Annotated in this window: 19 protein-coding genes and 1 riboswitch; of the genes, 13 read left to right on the top strand and 6 right to left on the bottom strand. The window is 36.6% G+C overall.

Features of this window, described 5'->3' with window-relative positions; genetic code table 11:
• Positions 1-213: 213 nt before the first annotated feature.
• The 3 genes from JFU24_RS04885 to JFU24_RS04875 all read right to left on the bottom strand — a co-directional run bounded on the left by JFU24_RS04885 (position 214) and on the right by JFU24_RS04875 (position 2,487).
• Positions 214-975, bottom strand: a complete 762-nt coding sequence (locus tag JFU24_RS04885) for an HAAS domain-containing protein (protein ID WP_201249622.1) — start codon at positions 973-975, stop codon at positions 214-216.
• 29 nt (positions 976-1,004) lie between these two features.
• Positions 1,005-1,358 carry a PadR family transcriptional regulator gene (locus tag JFU24_RS04880; RefSeq protein ID WP_053348043.1) on the bottom strand — a complete coding sequence of 118 codons (354 nt, stop codon included), beginning with the start codon at positions 1,356-1,358 and terminating at the stop codon, positions 1,005-1,007.
• A 382-nt stretch (positions 1,359-1,740) separates the two neighbouring features.
• Entirely contained in the window at positions 1,741-2,487 is a 747-nt protein-coding gene (locus JFU24_RS04875; protein WP_201224832.1) for a YqjF family protein, read from the bottom strand.
• Between the two features lie 221 nt (positions 2,488-2,708).
• On the opposite strand from JFU24_RS04875, the gene JFU24_RS04870 reads away from it, so the two are divergent.
• Together JFU24_RS04870 and JFU24_RS04865 are read left to right on the top strand one after the other, a co-directional pair.
• Positions 2,709-4,118 (top strand): FMN-binding glutamate synthase family protein, encoded by a 1,410-nt coding sequence (locus JFU24_RS04870; protein WP_053345674.1) that lies wholly within the window; start codon positions 2,709-2,711, stop codon positions 4,116-4,118.
• Between the two features lie 652 nt (positions 4,119-4,770).
• Complete coding sequence (locus JFU24_RS04865; RefSeq protein ID WP_242485277.1) at positions 4,771-5,736, top strand: S8 family peptidase; 966 nt, start codon at positions 4,771-4,773, stop codon at positions 5,734-5,736.
• Positions 5,737-5,974: 238 nt separating this feature from the next.
• Here JFU24_RS04865 and JFU24_RS04860 read toward each other — a convergent pair whose 3' ends face one another.
• On the bottom strand, positions 5,975-6,763 hold the full coding sequence (locus JFU24_RS04860) for a carbon-nitrogen family hydrolase (protein WP_201224831.1): 789 nt from the start codon (positions 6,761-6,763) through the stop codon (positions 5,975-5,977).
• Positions 6,764-8,353: 1,590 nt separating this feature from the next.
• Here JFU24_RS04860 and JFU24_RS04855 point away from each other — a divergent pair.
• Positions 8,354-9,712, top strand: coding sequence for an IS1182 family transposase (locus JFU24_RS04855; protein WP_201249621.1), 1,359 nt, complete (start codon positions 8,354-8,356; stop codon positions 9,710-9,712).
• A 150-nt stretch (positions 9,713-9,862) separates the two neighbouring features.
• On the opposite strand, the gene JFU24_RS04850 is transcribed toward JFU24_RS04855, so the two are convergent.
• Both JFU24_RS04850 and JFU24_RS04845 read right to left on the bottom strand, forming a co-directional pair.
• Positions 9,863-10,699: a TIGR03943 family putative permease subunit gene (locus JFU24_RS04850; RefSeq protein ID WP_056520886.1), complete on the bottom strand. Its 837-nt coding sequence runs from the start codon at positions 10,697-10,699 to the stop codon at positions 9,863-9,865.
• 14 nt (positions 10,700-10,713) lie between these two features.
• Positions 10,714-11,595 (bottom strand): permease, encoded by an 882-nt coding sequence (locus JFU24_RS04845; RefSeq protein ID WP_446728286.1) that lies wholly within the window; start codon positions 11,593-11,595, stop codon positions 10,714-10,716.
• A 727-nt stretch (positions 11,596-12,322) separates the two neighbouring features.
• A riboswitch (purine riboswitch) is annotated at positions 12,323-12,426 on the top strand.
• 219 nt (positions 12,427-12,645) lie between these two features.
• Between JFU24_RS04845 and JFU24_RS04840 the strand changes: the two genes are divergently transcribed.
• The 10 genes from JFU24_RS04840 (at position 12,646) to JFU24_RS04795 (ending at position 24,054) form a co-directional block, all read left to right on the top strand.
• Positions 12,646-13,839: a nucleoside transporter C-terminal domain-containing protein gene (locus JFU24_RS04840; protein ID WP_053345682.1), complete on the top strand. Its 1,194-nt coding sequence runs from the start codon at positions 12,646-12,648 to the stop codon at positions 13,837-13,839.
• A 429-nt stretch (positions 13,840-14,268) separates the two neighbouring features.
• A complete protein-coding gene (locus JFU24_RS04835; RefSeq protein ID WP_201224829.1) occupies positions 14,269-14,625 on the top strand; it encodes a metal-sensitive transcriptional regulator in 357 nt (118 codons plus the stop codon).
• Positions 14,626-14,641: 16 nt separating this feature from the next.
• Complete coding sequence (gene copZ, locus JFU24_RS04830) at positions 14,642-14,848, top strand: copper chaperone CopZ (protein ID WP_201249620.1); 207 nt, start codon at positions 14,642-14,644, stop codon at positions 14,846-14,848.
• A gap of 104 nt (positions 14,849-14,952) precedes the next feature.
• Positions 14,953-17,346, top strand: coding sequence for a heavy metal translocating P-type ATPase (locus JFU24_RS04825; protein ID WP_201225196.1), 2,394 nt, complete (start codon positions 14,953-14,955; stop codon positions 17,344-17,346).
• A gap of 295 nt (positions 17,347-17,641) precedes the next feature.
• The gene (locus JFU24_RS04820) at positions 17,642-18,829 is read left to right on the top strand and encodes a CaiB/BaiF CoA transferase family protein (protein ID WP_201249619.1); all 1,188 of its coding nucleotides are present in this window, start codon (positions 17,642-17,644) and stop codon (positions 18,827-18,829) included.
• Positions 18,830-18,895: 66 nt separating this feature from the next.
• Positions 18,896-19,636: an IclR family transcriptional regulator gene (locus JFU24_RS04815; protein ID WP_057214882.1), complete on the top strand. Its 741-nt coding sequence runs from the start codon at positions 18,896-18,898 to the stop codon at positions 19,634-19,636.
• A gap of 20 nt (positions 19,637-19,656) precedes the next feature.
• Positions 19,657-20,475: an enoyl-CoA hydratase/isomerase family protein gene (locus JFU24_RS04810; protein WP_201249618.1), complete on the top strand. Its 819-nt coding sequence runs from the start codon at positions 19,657-19,659 to the stop codon at positions 20,473-20,475.
• Between the two features lie 180 nt (positions 20,476-20,655).
• A complete protein-coding gene (locus tag JFU24_RS04805) occupies positions 20,656-21,810 on the top strand; it encodes an acyl-CoA dehydrogenase family protein (protein WP_201249617.1) in 1,155 nt (384 codons plus the stop codon).
• Positions 21,807-22,883, top strand: coding sequence for an acyl-CoA dehydrogenase family protein (locus JFU24_RS30995; RefSeq protein WP_201249616.1), 1,077 nt, complete (start codon positions 21,807-21,809; stop codon positions 22,881-22,883). The genes JFU24_RS04805 and JFU24_RS30995 overlap by 4 nt, the downstream gene beginning before the upstream one ends.
• Before the next feature lie 82 nt (positions 22,884-22,965).
• Entirely contained in the window at positions 22,966-24,054 is a 1,089-nt protein-coding gene (locus JFU24_RS04795; protein WP_057214893.1) for an ABC transporter substrate-binding protein, read from the top strand.
• Positions 24,055-24,295: the final 241 nt, after the last annotated feature.

Below are 24,295 nucleotides of genomic sequence, written 5' to 3'. Positions count from 1 at the left end.
TCACCTCATACCTTTTTTGATTTTATAGCAATTGTTATTATGCTGTTTTTTTGGAATCCTATTTATTCATGTTAACAACATTATTGTGAACATTGACATGAGTTTAAAAAGGTGGCACAAAAAAACCTTGAGTAAGTAGGCGATGAAACCTTACATTGATACGCCATTTATTACTCCCAAATCAGAGCAGATATATAAATATTGAACCTGCTGTTAATCAAATTTGCTTATTTTACTAGTAATAAAAAGATAAACAGCAATGCCTCCAAAACTAATAAGTGTACCTACTATTAATTGGGAGTCACCATGAAGTGCAAATTGACTTAGCAAATAATCCGGTAATGTTAAAAGTGCTAAAATAATAATGGCGACCCATGATCTAGCCCACCACGAGATTGCAATAAGAAAAACAAAAGTAATAATTGCTGTAATATTCGTCCACGTAGTCCCAAATTGAATCACAGGTGTTTCAATATTTCTATTAAAGAAAATCAAGCCAATATACAGACCAAGCGGAAGCATCCCAAGTACATAATAAATTGCAAATTCTTTTCCTCTGGAAATATTATTTGCAGAAACATACTTAAACGCACTAAAGATGCCCAATATGAAAATCGCAGCAATACATACATGACCGATTAATTCCAGTAGTGAATAGGAAAGGTTTCCTTTGAATAAATCATTAATAATTGTGAAAGAAAAAGCACCAAAAATGATAATGACGATATATTTAAACCAAGATCGGTAATCAGTAGTCATCTCGTTTGATATCTGATCCATGTATTCTTTAGGTGATTGGCCAATAATGTTGTCGATTGACTTCCCTTTTTTCTCTGCTTCCATAAGATGAACCTCTAATTCTTCCACAATACTTTCAATTCCATCTGAATTCTTTCCACTGGAAAATAAATAAACTCGAAGATCCTCTAAGAAAGATTTGCTTTTAGAAGATAGATTTACAGCTGTACTTTTCAACTCTTCATCCCCTTTTTGGATTATTTAAACTAATCATTTTTTGCTTCATGGTTTAAAACCCGATTGACATTGCCCTTCAAATATTCCCATCGTTCCATAAAGTTTATTAATTCCTGTTCTCCTTTTCGGGTCAGGGAATAATATTTTCTTTTAGGCCCAGCAGTTGATTTTTTTAATGTAGATGTTACCAGTTCTTCTTTTTGCATACGCATCAATAAAGGGTAAATGGTTCCCTCACTAAATGAATTAAATCCATATCCCTCTAATTTTTCAGCTAACTCATATCCATATACTTCTTTATCTTTGATGATTGCCAATAAACACCCGTCCAATATCCCTTTCATCATCTGTGTAGTGGTCAAATGAATGTCACCTCTCTCCATGTCTTGCAATACAAGGTATATAATTATTATGAAGATGAATACCTTGTAATGCAAGATAATATTTAATTATTTTTATGTGAATTGCGGTGAGTTACAAAATTACTTACACGCTAAGGGTTATTTTATAAGTGGTTTATAAGGTAGTATCGAAACGACCATTAAGGGATACTCAACAATGATATTGTCGTCTGATATAACCAAAATTTTTTTTGAAAAATAATTAATTATCCGCATTGTACTCATTAAGAAACAGGATTACCTGAAAGTGATTCACTAGGTACGTAAATATTAGATGTGAGGGGATCTTTTGCATTGAAGTTAATTGAAATTTCTTAATCCCCGAATTCGAAAGAAATGAATAGTACTAAGAAATCTTTTTACACTAGTACCGTGTTTTCTTAATATTCCATATAAGTGTATCAACACCTTTAGAGAAATGAAAAATTGGTTTGACTTCAGTAAGGTCAAAATTAAAGGGAGTAAAAAGTGTATTCCTACATATCTCTGCCTCTACTGTTTGTAACGGCCAAGGACGATGGTGTATTTCTCCGCAATAGATATTGACTCCATTATCCGTACTATACAAGCAATATCGCTCAGTGAGCCAATGTTCTAAAGTTCCTTTTTTAGGAAAAAAAACTTCTGGTAAAGGAGTGTATTTTACATTAAATCTAATTGGAGTATTTGTTTTTCCTTTACGAATACTTTGACAATGAAAGGTTTGTCCTTTTTTTTCAAAAGAAATTTGTGCAGAATAATAGGGCAAACGAAACCATTTCTTGGCTATTGTATAGGAGGCCCAGTCCTCGACGTCAAGAGACATGAAAAAGATACCGGGTTTACCATCACATTGAACATACGTTCTTACATTGATTTCTGAAAATTTAGGGGTTAGTGATACAGATGACAATCCACGAGGATAAATTCCCTCCATAACGAAAAGAATAACTCCCAACCAGGCATATCCATCAAAGGTGTCAATTTCTAAATGTGGAGGAATATGTGGTCTCAGTGTTTCAGCTGGAATAGGCCAATGGGAAAACAAGAGATTTCTCCAAGGTTGTCGCATAATCCATTTTTTTGAAGGTATTGGCCACGGACGGTGAGCGTTATCATCTAGTAAGTTCATGAAAAGTATCTCCTTTATCTTTATATTAACTTAGCTTAGGGGACAAAAAATTCAGAAAATCATTTGGTGTAGCTTTTAAAACTACAGGTATTTTTCAATTGCTCGTGACTTACCCCCTACAAAGCGGTGAGTGATATCATTATAAAAAACACAATTTACCTTTTTTCGGAAATAACAACAATATTGAACCGTTTAATTAAATTGAATGTGGAGAAGTGAATATGTCGAACATTCTATCCTATTTATCTTTTGTTATGATTGCAATAATATTTGTCCTATTTTTATTTATGCTAGTTGGTTGGCGTTGGATTATGAAACGTATAGTTAAGAAGATGGGAAAAATCATTTTAACCGACAGCTATCAAGAAAATATTATGGAGTTGATGCCAGGCCTAAGGCATATGGGCGTTCAAAATATGCTTGAAAATAGCTTGCGTGCAGAAACAGGCGACTTACTGCATCGCCCGCTTGGCTCTTCAAAAAAATGGCCACATTTGGATCCAATTACCTTTATCCCTGCACAAACGACACCGTTTCCTATTGATGGTGAAGAAGACGTTGATGTCAAGGTAACCATTGGACCAAAAGCAAAAAAACCAATGAAAATAAAAATTCCTCTTATGATTACAGGGATGGCCTATGGTATCGCACTTAGTGAACAAACGAGGCTTTCTTTGGCGGAAGCAGCAAAAAATGTAGGAACCGCGATTAATTCCGGAGAAGGCGGAGTAATACCTGAAGAATTAGATAAAGCAGGAAAATATATTTTACAATTTTCAAAAACAGAATGGTCAAAGGAAGAAGATCTTATTAAGCGTGCCGACATGATTGAAATTAAGTTCGGACAAGGAGCATTATTTGGGATGGGTGGGAAAATTTCACCCAAAAATTTAACAGGTCGGGCTCGTGAAGTGATGGGGCTAAAAGAAAATGAGGATGGAGTCATTTTTGAACATTTTTTTGAAAATCAAACATTGAAAGATATTAAAAAACTCGTTAACGAACTTCGGAGTATAACTGGTGGTGTTCCCATTGGTGTAAAAATGGGGGCAGGGGGGAAAATTGAAGAAGATATAGATCATTTAATTGAACTTGGTGTTGATTTCATAACGATTGACGGCGGCCAAGCAGCCACACATGGTGCACCACCGATTTTATCCGATGACATGGGAATACCAACATTGCATGCAGTTGTCCGGGCTGTTAATCATTTAGAAAAGAGAAAAATGAAGGGACAAATTAGTTTAATTGTCTCAGGAGGGCTATTAGTACCTGGGCACTTTTTAAAAGTACTTGCCCTCGGTGCTGATGCTGTTTATGTAGGATCTGCTATATTATTTGCTGTCTCCCATAATCAAGCATTGAAGTCTCTTCCCTTTGAACCACCTACACAAGTTGTTTGGAATCAAGGTAAATTCAAGGATCAATTTAAGATAGAAGATGGAGTAAAAGCAGCAGAGAAATTCTTTACAGCAAGTATAGAAGAAATGAAAATCGCATTAAGAGCGATGGGGAAACGCTCTTTAAAAGAGTTGTCAAAAAAAGATTTAGTTTCCTATGATGAATTGACTGCTAAAATGGTTGGAATTCCATTTTCATTTGAACCTTGGGAAGACAAACAAGAGAAATAAGTGAATACGTGCCTACGTACCTATTAGCAAATTTACGAAAAATAGCAACAGAATTATTTATACCAACTTGTTTCATAAGCTTTTTGGGCAGAGGGATCCAGAGATGCTAAGTTTATTATTCCTTTGGCAAATCCAAATACCTTTGTAAATCATAAGGCTTTAAAAAGCATAGTTCTTAAAAAAGAGTTTGTTTAGTCATCAATTATTCCACCTTTACCTTGTCCATATTTTTATATGCATGATAAAGGTAAATCTATGTTGGTTATTATAATGGAACACCAAAAGCTGCCGAGGAGGCAGCTTTTTTTTCTTTCCGATAAGGTCGTTCATGTAATTACTATTTTTACTAAGGTTCTGACTGATTATAGATTTTATTTCTTTTTTTCAACTATCTTATTAAGTAATTGTAAGCGGTGATATATCTACCTCATCTCACTAATAGGTTTTTGATTAAGTAAACTAAAATATCAAATTAGACTAAGGTTTATAGCAAAAGCTTGTCTCCATTCATAGGATAAAGAAAGGCTGAAATCAATGTTATTGGATTCAGCTTTCCCAAACGGGTTTTAAGTGTGGTTTCCCTTATTTGTCATGACAAAAAAAGGCGATGCTTCCGCCCGTTTTAGGGTTAATATGAAGGGAGAGGCTAGAATTGCCAAATGTTCAGTTAGTACCCTTCCAAGTAGAAGGAATAACAGAAATCACTTCGGAAGTTCCAAGAGGTATTAAAATGATTCGTGCACGCTCTATTTGGAGAGAAGGGTTTAAGGGTGAGAACATAGTAGTAGCCGTAATCGATTCAGGATGCCAACCAGATCACCCTGATTTAATTGGTCAAATTATTGGAGGATATAATTTCACGGAAGATTATTATGGTGATCCTTTCAACTTTGCCGATAATAACGGACATGGGACTCATGTCAGCGGAACCATTGCAGCAGCAGAAAATGGTTTTGGAGTTGTAGGTGCAGCACCTAAAGCGAAGTTGCTGGTACTTAAGGTTTTAAATGGATCAGGAGAAGGAACAACAGAAAGCATTACTTCAGCTATTAATTACGCTATCAATTGGACAGGCCCTAAAGGTGAAAAAGTACGGGTTATCTCTATGTCATTAGGGGGACCGGATGATGACCCGGCCTTACATTCGTCGATTATAAACGCCGTTCAATCTAATATAATGGTCGTGTGTGCCGCGGGTAATGAAGGCGATGGAAATGCCGAAACAAACGAGTACAGTTATCCAGCTGCATACCAGGAAGTTGTGGCAGTAGGCTCAGTTAACCTGCGTGAACGTATATCTAGATTTAGTAATTCTAATGGTGAAGTGGATTTAGTGGCCCCAGGGGAGAAAATTGTATCAACCTTTCCTGGTAACCAATTTGCCGTCTTATCAGGTACATCCATGGCTGTACCACATGTGTCAGGGGCTGTTGCGCTTTTGATAAATAAATTTGAAACAAAACTTGGCCGTAAATTAACAGAGGTAGAAGAATTTAATGAACTCTTAAATAATACAGTTTCGCTGGGCAAATCAAAGACTCAAGAAGGGCATGGAATGCTGAAACTAAATCACCAGAAATTAGAAAATATAAAAAAGGCTTTAAGGGAGTTTAGGTAACCTTACAGATAGAGAAAAGGTAAGTATATGATCCTAATTTCATGTATATTGGGTTAGAAACTCAAATAAAAAGAGATACAAACCAACCCTCTGAGAGTAACTAAGGGTTTTTTTTTATGTAAATTTTTTGCTTATTGAACTACCATGAATATAAAACTCTAGGTGTTACAAGTGGTTTAGAACTATTATTAAACCTAAAAAGCTACTTCAAAGATTGAACTCTGAAGTAGCTCCTACTTTATAACTTTCTATACTTCTCTGGTACTCTGGAATCGAATATAGGGACTTCTTTTCTTATTTGCGGTACTTTCTCTAAATCTAAAGTGGCCTTTAATTCACCCACTTTCTGATCTAATTTCTGAACAATGTCTCCCCATGGATCTACAATTTGTGAGCAACCTGCGAATTCCACTCCTAACTTTGTTCCCGCCACATTTGATGCAACAACATACATTTGGTTCTCAATTGCGCGCGCACGAAGTAATATATTCCAATGTGTTTCCCTTGCGAGTGGCCATTCTGCTACGATATGTAACACTTGAATACCTTGTAATGCTAAGTCACGAATAATTTCAGGAAATCGTAAATCGTAACAAATAATAATCCCCATCTTCACACCTTCAAGTTCGAATACTTTAACTTGATTATGACCTCCCGTTAAAAACTTTGGCTCATCTAACATCGGAACAAGGTGCATCTTGTCATATGTGTGAACAATCTCACCCATTCGATTTACAATAACCGCACGATTAAAGATACCTTTACCGTCTAATACGGCAATCGAGCCACCTACCAAGTTTACATTAAACCTCTTACCCAGTGATTGTAAAAATTCAATTGATTGATTACCATCCTCTTTGCAGATTTCTTTCAATTCTTCTAACGCATAACCCGTAGACCACATTTCAGGAAGTACTACAACATCCAAATCATCACTGTAGTTAGCTTCTAACCAGCGTTCAATGATTTTCCTATTCTCTTCTGGATTCCCAACTTCTAAATCCATTTGAAATACTAAATAATTCATATAATTCACTCCTCAATAGTATTTAATAATGAAGTATCTGGTTTCACAAACAACCATAAAATAGTTGCAAAAACACAGGGATTACAGTTACTCCTAATGTGATATGCCAACTAAAATTTTCTGTTAGCCATCCACATAATAACGGTGATACAAATGCTCCTAGATTTCCCCACAAGTTCATCCAACCTGATATGGAACACTCTAACTTTAGCGGTTTCGACAAGTTCTCTGTCTTCAAGTATATATTCTTTTTCTTGTTCATTCACTAACTATTAGTACAAACATGAAAATTCAGTCAATTTAAAGTAATAAGATTGTTATACATATCCTTCTTTACATTTATTAAGCAGTTAAAATATATCTTGATCAATTTATGATGCAGTTTCTCTCTTTTGTAGGCTAAGGGGTGGTTCGTATTATAATGTTAGAACGTTTTACTTAATGAGCTTTTTAAACCGGTATCCATATCAAATATAGAGGAAATATACATTTTTGATCATCACTTTGAAGACCATACCTTTAAGATTTTATTAAGTCACTTATATTAAAAGATGAAGAAAAGAATGTAAAAATATATGTTGCGTAAAAGGGAAATAAAGGGAGATGGAGGGATATGGCGTTTACATGCACTGAATGAAGACCAATCGTTTAGAAGCCCGATTATCAGTAAATATAGGTCCAGAGCAGACTTTGCATGTTTTCTCATTCAATGATAGGATGTGTACGATATTAAATATAGAAAGGATTGATTCTTCATTAATTTTCTCGATTTAACGTACACGTTGGCAATGGAAAAAGCTATGTTTCGGGCTCATGGGATCGGTTATGCACAATATGCTCAAAAACTGGAGCAACGTATAAAGGTTGAACAAGAACGGGAACAAGATTATTTACAAAGCAGACGTATATTAGAGGTAATGAGAGCCAATCTTTTTATGAAATGAATAGGTTTATATACAAACTCAGTTTGCAAATAGAATATAAAAACTCATAAACAAAAGAGAGAGTAATCTTAAGATTGCTCTTTTTTGTCTTGTACTAAATAGATTTTGGATAACTTTTCCTAAAGCATAGACCATTGTTGATAAGTACAACTTCGTTCAAAAAGTGACTAAAGCATTGGATAAGAACGAAAGAAATCTCCGGGATTAAAGAAAGCTCATTTTATCCTCTTTAAAGGCTATTTAAATCTAAAGGGAAAACACAGGGATAGAGATATTAAATTACAAAGCGAAGATTTGAGTAATCTGTTGTATCTTTATAGGTTTTCACCACAAAGAAAGGTAATGATATCGTATCCTTACCTCAGACTGTAGACAAACTCGATGAAAATCGAGTTTGTCTACAGTTTTTTTGAGGGGTTGTAAAAATTCGACGTTGATTTCCACTCCAGGCACTCGCTTTCCGCGGGCGGTCAGGGAGCCTCCTCGGCGCCTTTGCGCCTGTGGGGTCTCCCTTGGACACGCATTTCCCGCAGGAGTCTCGCACCTTCCGTTCCAATCAACTTTGTTTTAACAATTAGATATAACCACTTTTGCCTACAGTCCTTTTTGTTTTAATATAGAAGTATTAAAACTTGAGGTGATGACGATGCTTTCGAAACATAATTCTATTCAGCGAGATCAACTTGAAATGATTACTTTGGATCAACTGGTGCCAGCGAACCATTTGGTTCGTAAAATTGAGGGGGCCATTGACTTCACTTTCATTTATGACTTGGTGAAAGAGATGTATTCAGAGATAGGGCGCCCAAGTATTGATCCAGTTATTTTAGTTAAATTGACATTCATTCAATATACCTTCGGTATTCGTTCGATGCGTAAAACGATTGAAGAAGTTGAAACGAATATGGCTTACCGTTGGTTTTTAGGTTACGGTTTCCATGATAAAGTACCTCACTTCTCAACGTTCGGGAAAAATTATGAGCGTCGCTTTAAAGATACAGACCTGTTTGAACGGATTTTTTATCGTATCTTAATGACAGCTTCAGAAAGAAAGTTAATAAGTGCAGAGCACGTATTCGTTGATTCAACACATGTGAAAGCCAGTGCGAATAAGCGAAAATTCGAAAAGAAAATCGTTCGTAAGGAAACACGAGCATATCAAGGACGCCTTCAAGAAGAAATAAATCAAGATCGTGAAAACAATGGAAAGAAGCCTTTTCCACCGGATAAATTTGATAAAGAAGAAACCAAAGAAATTAAAGAAAGTACAACTGACCCTGAGAGTGGCTACTATGTAAAAGATGAACGAACAAAACAGTTTGCCTATTCATTTCATGCGGCTGCAGACCGCAACGGTTTTGTACTGGGGACGATTGTAACACCAGGAAATACGCATGATAGTCATATCTTAGAGCCTCTTGTTGAACAAGTGATTGAGAAAGTTGGAAAACCTGAAGCTGTTGCCGCAGATGCAGCTTACAAAACACCAGCCATTACAAGCTACCTTTTTGGGAAAGAAATCACACCAGCTTTACCCTATACACGTCCACGAACAAAAGAAGGGTTCTTTCGCAAGCATGACTATGTTTACGATGAACATTTTAATTGTTATCTCTGCCCATCGGGCGAGATTTTAAAGTACTCAACAACAAATAAAGAGGGCTATCGCGAGTACAAATCACCCAAACACACTTGTGCGACATGCTCATTTTTATCACAGTGTACAGTAAGCAAAGACCATCAAAAAGTGGTGACACGCCATATCTGGCAAAATTATATGGAAGAAGCAGATCATCTGCGTCATCACAAGGATGTAAAACCTATATATGCGAAACGTAAAGAAACAATAGAGCGTGTATTCGCAGATGCAAAAGAAAAGCATGGTATGTGTTGGACTACTTTAAGGGGACTTAAAAAATTGTCGATGCAGGCGATGCTTACTTTCGCTGCCATGAATTTAAAGAAGATAGCCAATTGGACATGGCAAGGTCCAAGAATGGCTTAATAAAGTGGGCTCGTAGAGGCCCAATCTCTTAATCTTGAGCAAAATTCAAAGGGAATTTCAAAAGGGGTCCGGAATTAAAACATTCCGAACCCCTTTTGTCTACAAACTGAGGTAAGGATATCGTATCCTTACCTTTTAATGGCTAAGCTCCTAATATTGTCTATATACATATGGATCCTTAGGTTCAACGGTTTTATTATATGATGATACTTTGAGTATCGGAATGGTCTTCTTAAATGGCTGATAATAAATGGTTTCTAATTCTCCTGTCACGGAATACCACTCATCATTTTTAGGATTCATCCCTTCCGGAAATTCGATTAACATACCGAATGCCCCAGAATCTGCGACACAGTGAATGATACCGAAACGAAACAGAAATACTTGGTTTTTGGCTACATCCTCTGAATTGTAGGAAAATCCGGTTAACGTAATTTGTTTACCGGTGAACTTTCCAGGAGAGTAATAGATGGCTTCTAAATCGGTAAGGTAGTTTTCGTCGGTTAAATGAAGACTATTATGTTCGACTAAGCTTTTGAGCGACTGGTCCATTAAAGTTAAATAGTCATCCTTACCATAATAAAGACTCGTATCAGGCTGCAGAAATTGATGCTGACTATATTCATCTGTGTCATCGTATACTGGGAAATGAAATCCTTTTTTTTCTACGATATTTGAATCCATTGTGGCAACAGGCAGAAAAAGGCCGGTGAAAATGGGAATCAAAAATAGCGAGTAAGTAAGGATTTTTTTCCATACCTTGTTTTCATGAGAGTGATCATGTCCTCGATGACACTCTTCACACTCTTCTTGATCTCCTTCTTTTAAATAAAGGTAAGAGCCCATTAACGTAAAAATAGCAAGTATATAGATAGCAATCTGTGAAACATAAGAGTACTCCATATTAATATATTTCGATATATTCCCTGAGGCGTGTAAATGCATAAATAAAAAAGTAAGTCCAAGTAATATAAATAAACGAACCATATATAACACCCTCTTTAAGAAATAAACAATAAAGTTAAGCCAAGTACGGAAATAAAAATATAGGCCATCAAGCATAAAACAAATTTTGTTTTAAACGTACCTAAAAGCATTATCGTATTTTTGATATCGAACATGGCCCCAAATACAAGAAAAGCAACTAGAGAAGAGGTCGAAAAGGTACTTCTAAAAGAACTTGCAACAAAGGCGTCTGCTTGAGAACACAAGGACATGACATAAGACAAAGCCATCATTACTACATTCCCAGATAGATTTCCTTGACCAATTTCAAGCAATAGGGATGTTTTCAAAAAGGTTTGAATGGCAGCTGCCAGAAGTGCGCCAATAATTAAATATTTTCCTACAGAAAAGAACTCTTCAATCGAGTGTCTAAACATTCCTTTTACTTTGTCTGTAAATGTATGAGAATGGTGATATGTATGTCCTATATGATCATGTTTCAGTTGATTAGTTTTAAATTGAAAGGATAGGATGAATGCAATAATAATGACGACCAAAAATGCAATTCCGCCACGATAGAAAACCATACTCCAACTATTCCCAAACGCAATATAAGTGGAAAACAGAACAATTGGATTAAGAATAGGTGCAGAAAGCATAAAGGCAATGGCCGCTGAAAGAGGAACACCTTTAGCAATTAAGCGGCGGGTAATCGGGACAATTCCACACTCGCATGCAAGAAATAAGACTCCTGCACCTATTGCGTATAAGACAGACAAGACTGGGTTTTTCGGTATAATCTTTGCAATCATCTCTTCAGACACAAACATTTGGATTATTCCAGATATAAGGACTCCCAATAGGATGAAGGGAAGGGATTCAATTAGGATGCTAATAAAAATGGTATTCATTTGCAAAAGTGCCTGATAGTTCATCATAAACCACCTTCCATAAAGCTGACTTATCCATATTAGTTTTGTTATACAGGGAAGTCAATTTTTTATTTCTGGAATAACAATCTAGAAGTTGATTTTGTAAGAGAATATAGGTAAAGTAGGAAAATTTACGGAATGTATCCAGGTTTTAAAGTAAGGTTAACAGGTATATGAGAAAAGCAACTTTTTACCGCTGGGATGCCAAAAGTGGTATTTTCTATACCAAAGCATGATTTTGCAAAGTTCTGTAAACATTAGGATCAGTCACGCAGAGCCATTTCAACAATCTATGAATCGGGAGGATTATAACGTTGAGAATGTATAGAAAAGCTATAATAAAGACGGTAGCTTTTTATGAAGTCTAGACCTACTTTAAGGAACTCTATTTATTCAATTCAACTATAGGACTACTTATTGGAAAGGCTGAAATCCTTGATGTATCAAGGGTTTTAGCCTTTTTTTTGTAATATTTACTTTCAGCTGATTGTTGCTGACTTTGCTCCTTAGAAGTAACTAACAACTAATATTATTGATTAGAATAAGTAATAGACATTAATGTAAAGGAGAAGTTGTAATGGGTAACATACTGTAAAGGAGATGAATTGATGGTGGAACAATAAATTTCCTTCGTTAATTATCTGAAAAAATATATTAATATAATAATTCGGATTATTAGAAAGTGTATTGTATTTACAAATAAATTAATTTACAATGTTACTCATTCCTATAAAACGCGTTAAATTAATATCCTTGTATAATATCAGTGTAAATGGTCTGATAGTTTCTACCTGGCTGCCTTAAAAATGCCGGACTACAGGGAAGTATGAAATAAAAGAGGCCTAACAGGTATTTAGTCACTCGTTCCCTAAGTAAGTTTGATATTGCTGCTTATAAAAGGTTCTTATTTGACTCAAGATACATTGTTTTTAAAAGCTCTTATTTTTCATTCTTTCTGTCCTGTGGCTGAAAGTGTGAAAAATAAGGGCTTTTTATATTAAATAATGCTTTTTATATTAAAAAAATTGGAAAAGATAAATCAAAGGGGATGATAGCATGTATTTTTTGTTGAATATACTAGGTGTTTTAGTTGTGATGGGCATCGTTTACCTTTGTTCACCTAATAAAAGAAATGTTAATTGGAAAGCCATTCTTAGCTTGTTAGTGTTAGAGTTACTTATTACTTGGTTTATGTTATCGACTAAAATAGGGGCATGGGTCATTAATCAAATTGCATCTTTCTTTACTTGGTTGATTTCATGTGCAAATGAAGGGATTTCTTTTGTCTTTCCTTCTGTTATGGCAAATGAGCAAGTTGATTTCTTTTTCAGTGCCTTAATGCCAATTATTTTTATTATAACGTTTTTTGATATTTTATCGTATTTCGGTATACTCACATGGATTATCGATAAAGTAGGATGGCTCATTTCAAAAGTGTCTAGATTGCCAAAACTTGAAAGTTTCTTTTCCATCCAGATGATGTTTCTTGGAAATACAGAGGCACTTGCCGTTCTCCGGATTCAACTCGCTGCGATTAAAGATCAGCGTTTATTGACATTTGGAATCATGAGTATGAGTAGTATCAGTGGTTCCATTATTGGAGCATATTTATCCATGGTACCTGCAACATATGTATTTGTCGCCATTCCTTTAAACTGTTTAAATGCCTTGCTGATTGCAAACATGCTCAACCCAGTCAGTGTCAGTAAAGAAGAAGATGTCGTTTATGTTCCTACTAAAGAGGAACGTAAAGATTTCTTTTCCACCATTTCTAACAGCATGCTAGTGGGAGCCAAGATGGTTTTCGTCATCATGGCAATGGTTATCGGTTATGTGGCGTTAACAGCAAGCTTGAATGGGATATTTGGTTTCTTTGTGGATGGCCTGACCATTCAAAAAATCTTCTCTGTGATTTTTAGTCCATTTGCATTCCTGCTTGGATTAACTGGACATGATGCCATGTATGTCGCTCAATTGATGGGAATCAAGCTTGCCACGAATGAGTTCGTTGCCCTGCTCGATTTAAAGGATAAAATCAGTACACTACCCCCGCATACAGTAGCTGTTGCTGTCACTTATCTGACGTCATTTGCCAACTTCAGTACAGTAGGCATGATTTATGGAACATTCAATTCCATCCTTAATGATGAGAAATCGAACATTATCGGTCGGAATGTTTGGAAGCTGTTGCTTAGCGGGATGGCTGTTTCCTTGTTAAGTGCTATGATTGTAGGATTATTTGTTTGGTAATCAATAAAAAACAATGACTTTTTCGTGTAATCAGCTAAAGGGTAAGGAGTAAGTCCACTCTTTATTTGAAAACAAATATATCTATTAATTTCGGTGTGTTAACTACAATTTTAGAACAGACAACGAACTTGCAGGTGAAAAATAGAAACCCGTTGAACTTAATCGGGATTATGCCAGTCTAGTGTGGTAGGACCTAAAAACACTCATTTCTCCGGAGATGAGTGTTTTTATTTGCATCGCTAAAAGACTCAGTTAGTTCAACCTTTTGTTTAGCTTCACATGGGGTATTTTGTGTGTGGTTTTGTTAAACAGATTTCTAAGGAATAGATATCCTTCAAAAGCAAAGAATAAAGAAATATTGACACATAAGCTTCTCTCTTTACATAGGATAGGGGGGTATGGTATTATGATTTTAAGGAGGGGTGAGAGATGGATAAAAAAATAAATGAGCAAGGTTCGTTCATTGAAGATGAAAATGGCGAATGCTGTATTACCTCTTCCCACGGCCGAAAAAGTCATCACTCTGAAGTAGTGAAAAAGAATTTAACGACCCGCTTAAATCGTATCGAAGGTCAAATTCGAGGTATTAAGGGTCTTATCGAAAAAGATACTTATTGTGATGATGTTATTACCCAGATAGCTGCGACACAAAGTGCCATGAATAGTGTGGCAAAGATTTTATTAGAAGGTCATTTAAGAAATTGTGTAGTAGACCGACTGAATGATGGGGATACCGAGGTCATTGACGAAGTGCTAGTAACGATACAAAAATTAATGAAAAAATAAAGGAGAAGTGATTAGGGTGGAAAACGTAACATTGAAGGTAACTGGAATGTCATGTGGTCATTGTGTGAATGCAGTTGAAGGGAATGTAGGAAAGCTTTCGGGTGTAGAAAGTGTAAAAGTATATTTAGACGCAGGAAAAGTAGATGTTGCGTTTGATAATGAAAAAGTATCACTTGAAAAAATAAAAGAAACCATTGATGATCAAGGCTACGATGTTGAATAAGGAATAAGGGTGCTTTTAAAGCACTTCTTTTTTACAATACATTATACCCCATGGTGGTATAAAGGGGCGGGGATAAAGTGAGCAAACATATAAAAGAAACAAGTATGCAAATTTCAGGAATGACCTGCGCGGCCTGTGCAACACGAATTGAAAAAGGGTTAAATAGAATGGAAGGTGTTGAAGAGGCCACTGTTAATTTGGCCCTTGAAAAATCAGTCATTACTTATGATACAGAAAAGTTAAGTACCCAGGACTTTGAAAAGAAAATTCAAGATCTTGGCTATGATGTGGTAAAAGAGAAAAAAGAGTTTACCATTACGGGAATGACCTGCGCGGCCTGTGCAACACGAATTGAAAAAGGGCTAAATAAGATGGATGGAGTATCCAAGGCCAATGTAAACCTGGCACTTGAAAACGCGACCGTTGAATATGATCCTTCTGAAGCTTCCCCAATTGATATTATTCAACGAGTTGAAAAGTTGGGCTACGGGGCGATCATCAAGGATGATAACAAGGAATCGGTGGATTTTCGCCAGAAAGAAATTCAAAAACAAAAGAGAAAATTTATTTTTGCCGTAATTTTGTCATTCCCGTTGTTATGGGCGATGGTAAGTCATTTTAGTTTTACTTCGTTTATTTATATGCCGGATTTCCTCATGAACCCATGGGTGCAAATGGCGTTCGCAACGCCTGTGCAATTCATCATTGGTAAGCAATTCTATGTAGGGGCATATAAGGCTTTGAAAAACAAAAGTGCGAATATGGATGTTTTAGTTGCAATGGGAACGTCCGCTGCCTATTTTTATAGTGTCTATCAATCGATCATCGCCATTGGAGTCCACCACCATACTGCACAACTATATTTTGAAACTAGTGCCATCCTTATCACCCTCATTCTTTTAGGGAAGCTCTTTGAAGCAAAAGCAAAAGGACGTTCATCAGAAGCCATTAAAAAATTGATGGGACTTCAGGCCAAAACAGCGTTGGTGCTGAGGAATGGTGAAGAGCGCGAAATACCTCTAGAAGAAGTCATTGTTGGAGATACAGTTTTGGTGAAGCCAGGTGAAAAAATCCCGGTGGATGGAGAGGTCATCGAAGGGAACTCTGCCGTCGATGAATCCATGTTAACAGGAGAAAGCATTCCAGTAGATAAAAGCATGGGAGATACCGCGATTGGTTCAACCCTGAATAAAAATGGTTTTCTCAAAATGAAGGCCACAAAAATCGGAAGAGATACCGCTCTTTCGCAAATCATCAAGGTGGTAGAAGACGCTCAAGGGTCTAAAGCTCCAATTCAAAGGCTCGCTGACCAAATTTCTGGTGTTTTCGTACCCATTGTTGTCGGAATCGCCCTTTTAACTTTTCTCGTATGGATGATCTGGGTTAATCCTGGTGAATTTACACCAGCTTTTGAAGCGATGATTGCGGTACTTGTAATAGCTTGCCCGTGTGCTTTAGGTTTGGCTACTCCAACATCAATCATGGCCGGGTCAGGGCGTGCCGCAGAGTTCGGTATTTTATTTAAAGGCGGAGAACACCTGGAAACTACTCACCATATTGATACGGTTATTTTAGACAAAACGGGAACTGTTACTAATGGTACACCAGTGTTAACCGATGTCCTCATCGAAAATGGAATGGGTGAACAACACTTTTTATCTCTTATCGGGGCCGCTGAAAAACAATCTGAACACCCACTTGCACAATCAATTGTTCAAGGAATTCAAGAAAGAAAAATATCACTTGGATTGGTTCAGGAGTTCGAAGCTATTCCAGGTTACGGGGTAAAAGCTGTAGTGGATCAAAAAGTGTTACTGGTGGGAACACGGAAATTAATGAAGCAAAATAACGTGGATATTACAAATGCACTACCGGCCATGGAAGACCTTGAAGGGCAAGGTAAAACCGCGATGCTGGCTAGCATTGATGGTGAATATGCAGGTCTTATTGCTGTGGCGGATACCATAAAAGATACTTCTCAAACAGCCATAAAAAGGTTAAAAGAGATGGATATTCTGGTCATCATGATAACGGGTGATAATCAAAGGACTGCTCATGCCATAGGAAACCAAGTTGGCATTGACCAGGTCATTGCGGAAGTACTTCCTGAAGGGAAAGCGGAAGAAGTGAAAAAACTTCAAGCAGCTGGAAAGAAAGTGGCTATGGTTGGAGATGGAATCAATGATGCACCAGCACTTGCCCTAGCTGATATTGGTATGGCTATCGGGACGGGGACAGACGTGGCCATGGAAGCTGCGGATATTACTTTAATTCGTGGGGATTTAAACAGCATTGCAGATGCTATTCACATGAGTAGAAAAACCATGCGAAATATTAAACAAAACCTGTTCTGGGCCTTTGCCTATAACGTAATAGGAATACCGATTGCGGCTATTGGGCTACTTGCCCCTTGGTTAGCAGGTGCTGCCATGGCATTTAGTTCTGTATCCGTTGTAATAAATGCACTTCGACTGCAAAGGGTAAAGCTTAAAAGATAAAATTAATATTTTGGAGAAGCATTGGTACTCGTATCAATGCTTTTTTTTACGTTTTGGCTCTGATAAAGGATATTGTTGATTTCTCATTCAAAAGAGATTGATGTTGGGTGATAATAAATTTGTTTAAATTATAATGAAGTCATTTAATTTTCTTTTCAGAAAAATAAAAAATAAATAATGGAATAAATGTAAAAAATATGGTAACATATTTTTAAATGGTATGGCGTACCAATTAACGGTACATACTTTGCATGTTCGCTAGGATAATTAGTATTTATGAATGGGAGGAATACTTTTGAATCTACCATTAGAAGATATTAAAATTCTAGATTTATCTAGGATATATGCAGGTCCTGCAGGTTCGATGATATTAGGGGATTTAGGTGCAAATGTGATTAGAATTGAATCTCCAAAAGGAACGGATAGTATGCGTGATTGGTCACCTTTTGTTGAAGGTGAAAGCACTTATTATTTATCAGCGAATAGAAATAAAAGTTCCGTTACTATTAATCTGAAAAGTGAAACGGGGAGGTTATTGTTTTTAGATCTAGTAAAAAGTGCTGATGTAGTTCTTGAAAACTATAAAACAGGTACATTAGATCGATTAGGGATAGGCTATGAGACTTTAACACAGCAAAATCCTAAAATCATTTTGTGCTCTGTTACAGGTTACGGACAAACGGGGCCATTCAGCAATGAGCCTGGTTTTGACCCGGTAATACAAGCGATAAGTGGATTAATGGATGTTACAGGTTCAGCTGAAGGAGATCCTACTAGAGTTGGGGTTCCTGTCGTAGACATTTACAGTTCTCTCTATGCTGCAATAAGTATTTTAACAGCATTAAGGGTTAGGGATAAGGGGGGAGAAGGCCAACACATCGATATATCCTTGTTAGATGTGCAGATCAGTTCATTAGCGAATATTGCTAGTAGTTATTTAATGTCTGGTTATATTTCTAAAAGGTTAGGTAATCAGCATAATAATGTCGTTCCATATCAGGTGTTTCAATGCAGTGATAGGCCAATGATGATTGCAGTAGGGAATGACAAGCAATTTAATAAATTTTGTGAAGTGCTTAACCGCCCTGAATGGCTATCTGATGATAAATTTAGATTCAATAGTTCAAGAGTTGAAAATCGTGATGAACTTACAGAACAAATTCAACCAATATTCTTAACGAAAAGTGCAGATGAATGGTTCCAAATCCTTTCTACAAATGGGATTCCTTCCGGTCCAGTTAACAACATAGAACAGGCTTTTAAGCATCCACAAGTTAAAGCGAGAAAGATGGTGGAAGAAGTTCCTCACCCTACATTAGGCAAGGTTAAACTAGTAAGAAATCCAATACGTTTTTCAAATACCCCAATGACTATCAGGAAGCACCCTCCACTACTAGGTGAACATACAGTGTCATTTCTTCAAGAAGAATTAAAATTGGATATGAATGAAATAGAACGATTAAAATCTGAAGGAGTAATCTAAAACACAAAAAAGTAAACGCTTTCAAAAAATTGAAGTTTGTAAAAAAAGTGCGAGGAAGATGTCGATATGCAAACAATCAATCGAGCTATTGAAGTATTAAAATCATTTTCACCAGAAGAGAAAGAGCTTACATTAGCTGATTTTCATCGAAAATTAGGGTTATCTAAATCAAGCCTGCAAAGAATATTAAATACATTGGTATCACAAGGATTAATTGATAAGAATGAGGAAAGGAAATCTTATCGACTAGGTATTGAACTGTATTTTTTAGGCCATCTGGTGGAAAAAAACTCTAATCTCATGTCTGTAGCAAAATCAGAAATGAAAAGCTTGTCTGAATTTTTCGGTGAAACAGTCTGTTTAAGTATCATCCATCAAAACATGAGGAAGTGTATTGGATATGTGGCAAGTAACCATGAATTAAGGTCTCTCACATATATTGGTCAATATTCACCATTGTATGCAGGTGCATCTGCTAAGTCGTTATTATCTTTACTTTCGGATTATGAAGTTAATAAGCTATTAGACAGCATGACTTTAGAGCCCATAACCAAGGAAACGATTACGGATAAAGAAAAATTAAAACAAGAAATTCAGGTCATAAGGGAACAAGGCTATGCGATGAGTAAAAGTGAACGTGTAGTTGGATCATTTTCGATTAGTGCCCCAATTAAAGAGCGGTATAACAAAGATTTTTTATCTATTTCCTTGGTTATCCCAACAGCAAGAGTAGATGAATCAAAAATAGAATTGTATATAAAACTTGTAAAAGAAACTGCATTTAATATTTCAAAAAAATTATCTTAAATAATTATAGGGGTGACGATATGACTGATTTGATTTTTAAAGTACAAGAAGGTGTGGCTACAATTACATTAAATCGACCGGATGCAAAGAATTCATTCAGTATACAGATGATTAATTCATGGATTAAGGCTTTAGAAGAAGTAAGGGACAACGATGATATTCGGGTTTTAGTTTTGACTGGAAATGGCAGTGCTTTCTGTGGAGGCGGCGATCTTAAAGCAATGAAAGAAGGGCTAGGATTTTTGAATCTTGATGGGGATAATGAAAAGGATTTTTCTACTACAGGATTAAATCGGAAGAATAGTTTATGGAAGTATGTTCAACGAATTCCACTTCTAATGGAAGAAATAGATAAGCCGACAATTGCTGCGATTAATGGTGATGCCATAGGTGCAGGACTAGATATGGCTTTACATTGTGACCTGCGAATAGCTTCATCAAGGGCAAGACTTGGCGAAGGTTACGTAAGACTAGGGCTTGTACCAGGTGATGGTGGTGGTTATTATTTACCTCGACTGATAGGGTTGGACAAAGCACTTGAACTATTATGGACAGGAAGAATTATTGATGTAGAAGAAGCTTTCGATTTAGGAGTCATTACACGACATGTCCCTCATGATTCGTTGATGGAGGAAGTTTATCAGTTGGCGAGTAGTCTTGCCAGAGGTCCGCAACAAGCGATTCGGTTGATAAAACGAACGGTGTATCATGGTCAAAAGACAGACTTAAGAACATCGCTCGATATGGTTTCCTCCTTTATGGGGATAGTTACCGAACATCCAGATTATCAAGAGGGTATGAATGCAATGATGGAGAAACGTAAGCCAAACTTTAAATGATTCAGATAATATTAACGTTGTGAGCAAATTAAATGAGGTATAAAGGCGAAAAAATTGTGAAATTAAATCATTCTTTATTTCTTGGAGCAAATAATAGAGGAAAGCAATTTAGTTTAGGCGTTTAGAAAGAACAGTAGGTTGATAATCTATGCTAAATAACACTTTCAGGGGTGAAATTGTATGGTAAAGCGTTTAGAGTTACAATCAGTAGATTTATCAGGAAAGACAGAAGAGCTAAGAAATGAAGTTCGTAGTTTTCTTAAGGAGGAATTGGAAAAGGGTTCTTTTGTGCCCCATTGTGATTCATGGCTAAGTAAATATGATCCTGAATTCAGCCGTAAGCTTGGTCAGCGTGGATGGCTTGGGATGACTTGGCCTAAAAAATATGGCGGACATGAACGAACAGCATTAGAACGTTATGTTGTCACTGAAGAATTGTTGGCTATCGGTGCCCCTGTTGCAGCACATTGGTTCGCAGATAGACAGTCAGGTCCTCTTTTATTACGTTATGGAAATGAAAGTCAAAAAGCAGAGATACTTCCAAGCATTGCTAGAGGTGAGGTATACTTCTCAATCGGACTGAGTGAAGCAAATTCAGGTTCAGATTTAGCATCAATATCAACAAGTGCGAAGAAAGTTGATAAAGGCTGGCTACTTAATGGAAGTAAGGTATGGACAAGTGGAGCTCATTTCTCGCACTACATGATGACACTATGTCGAACCTCACCTAGAACAGAAAATAGACATGAAGGTTTTAGTCAATTAATTGTAGATTTATCATCGCCAGGTGTAACGATACGTCCTATTCGGTTAATGACAGGGGAACATCATTTTAATGAGGTCATCCTAGAAGACGTGTTCATTCCGGATAGAATGGCTGTCGGAAAAATTGGAGATGGCTGGAAACAAATTTTGGCTGAATTGGCTTTTGAACGAAGTGGCCCAGAGCGCTTTTTAAGTACATTTCCATTATTTGTTGAGTTAATTCGTGTCTTACAACAGGATACATTAGATAAGCACCGTAACATCTCCATTGGAAGATTGGTGGCCCATCTAACTACATTACGTGAGTTATCTTTAGGTGTGGCACGTTTACTTCAAAAAGGTATTTCTCCCGACATTACTGCTGCTTTAGTAAAAGATTTAGGTACCCAGTTTGAGTGTAAAGTCGCAGAAGTCGCGCGTTTACTTGTCTCATTACCATCACAGAACTCGAATCCACGTTTTAATTCTTTGTTAGCTACAGCAATTTTACACTCCCCTGGTTTTACACTTCGTGGTGGTACAACAGAAATATTAAGGGGAATTATTGCAAAGGGGGCAGGAATAAAGTGATTGACTTAAGCCAGATTATAGAGGATACATCTCGGAAATTGTTAAAAGACTTATGTACAAAAGATCTTATTGATGATTCTGAAGAAGGTGAATTTCCAGTTAAATTATGGAAAATGTTAAATGAAACAGGCATGACGACTATAGGGATATCTGAAGAATCCGGTGGTTCTGGCGGTAGTCTAACTGATGCATTTAACTTCTTAAGAATTGCAGGAAATTTCTCTGCTCCGGTGCCTATCGCAGAAACTTTTATAGCGAATTGGATTTTATCCAAAGCCGGTTTACCTATATCAAATAAGCCTATGACACTAGTATTAAGTTCAAAAGAGCAAAAAATTAGTTTTACAGAAAAATCAAATGGTTATATTATATCTGGTTCAGCAAAAAACGTTCCATGGGCTCGTACGGCTCAAACAATTGTAGTTTTAGGAGATTCAGATGAAGGAAAAATGGTATTTATTGTAGATCAAGATGCATGTCAAATTGAGCCAGGAAAAAACCTCGCAGGTGAATCAAGAGATCACCTGGATTTCAAAAATGTATTTGTGGAAAATAAATCAGTTTCGGGGTGTGTGGAAATTGATGAAGATAAGATATTGTATTTAGGTGCATTAGTTCGTTCCGTTCAAATGACTGGGGCGCTAGAAAGAGTTTTAGAACTTAGCGTTGCGTATTCAACTGAACGAGAACAATTTGGAAGACAAATAGCGAAATTTCAAGCCGTGCAGCAACAGATAGCAATTTTAGCAGGTGAAGTTTCCGCAGCAAAAGCGGTTACTGATTTAGCAATCAAGGCGTTTATAGCAGAAGATGGAGAAAAACAAATCATGATAGCTAAAATTAGAGTAGGGGATGCTGCCAGTCTTGGGGTACCCATTGCACATCAAATTCATGGTGCAATGGGTTTTACGGATGAACATTCTTTGCAACATAGCACTAGAAGACTTTGGTCATGGCGTGATGAGTTTGGAAATGAGGATTTTTGGTCTCAAAAACTGGGTGAGGAAGTTTTAAGTTCAGGGGCGGATAATTTATGGGCGTTAATTACTTCGATGAACAGTAAGATTGTTTAACAGTGTAGTAGAAATGATATAAATGAAAGCGATTTCAAAAAATTACTTTCGACTAAACATCCAAAACAAGGAGGAATGAAAGATGAAAAAGATTCTTAGCTTGCTTGTAGTATTGATGCTGGCTGCTATGTCTGGCTGTGCCCCCACACCACAAAAATCAACCGGTGCCTCAGGGGAAGGAACTACAAAAAAAATCACTATTGCCGGCAATGGTGGAAAAATCGAGAAAATAATTCGTGAAGAAATTGCACCGAAATTCAAAGAAGAAACTGGCATTGAAATCAATTATATTGCTGGTTTATCAGGTGAGATTCTTTCAAAAGTAGAATTACAGAAAAAAGCTCCTCAAATTGATATTGCTTTCTTTGTTCCATTAGATGTACCTCGTGCAAATGAAAAAGGGCTTGTTGAAGTCATTGATGAAACAAAGGTGCCTAACTTAAAAAATGTTGATTCTCGTTTTATAGCTATAGATAATGTTGCCGCACCTGCATTTGGTCTTGTTAATGCTCCTGCATACAACACAGAATCTTTTAAAAAGAATAAAATCAAGCCAATAGAATCTTGGAATGACCTAGCGAGTCCTGCATATAAGGGGAAAACAGCATTTGCTGATATTTCTAACGACTGGGGCTTTAACACCCTATATTCTTTTGCGTTGGCCAACGGAGGTAGTATAGATAACTTAGAACCTGGGTTAAAAAAGGCAAAGGAACTAGCCGGATATTCCTCTACTTTTTATAAAAATTCTACTCAGATGATGCCCGCTATTCAACAAGGGGCAGCCGATGTTACTGTAATGGGAAGCTATGTAATTGCTGACCTAGCAGTAAATTCTGGTTTACCTTTGAAAATGGTCGTGCCAAAAGAAGGAGTATATATGCACGCCTTTAGTGCAACGTTGGTGAAAAATTCTCCAAATCAACAAGAAGCAATTGATTTTATTAACTACTTAATTAGTGAGGAATCACAAAAAACATCTGCAGAAGCAGGATTCTATCCTGTTCTTAAAGGTATGAAGCTACCTGAGAAATACGAAAGCGTCATTGGACTAAAAGAATCAGATAAGACATATAAGCCTGATGTTAAGAAGTTAGCTGAAATCCGAAGTGAATGGACAGACAGGTGGTCAAAAGAAGTAACGCCTGAACTTGGAAAACTATTAAAATAAATGTTTTAAGAGGCTCTCTATATTTTCGATAGGTTTCTAGTATGGCAATAGGCAACCTTGTAACGTTTGAAGCAACTCTAGCTAAGGTTCTTCAATTAGAGATTTTATTTATAATCACTTTTCTTAAATATGGATAATGGTGTGCATTTCCTAATATTCAATTGTATTCGCGTACTCTATCCAATAAAGGACCTCAATATGCAAGCTAAGCTCTCCTCACAAGAAAAGAGGGGAGTTTTTG

It is taken from the genome of Peribacillus sp. TH27 (assembly GCF_016650915.1).
Classification (GTDB): domain Bacteria; phylum Bacillota; class Bacilli; order Bacillales; family DSM-1321; genus Peribacillus; species Peribacillus butanolivorans.
Note: the sequence above shows the minus strand (reverse complement) of the source record. Positions and strands in the feature narration are given on the sequence as shown.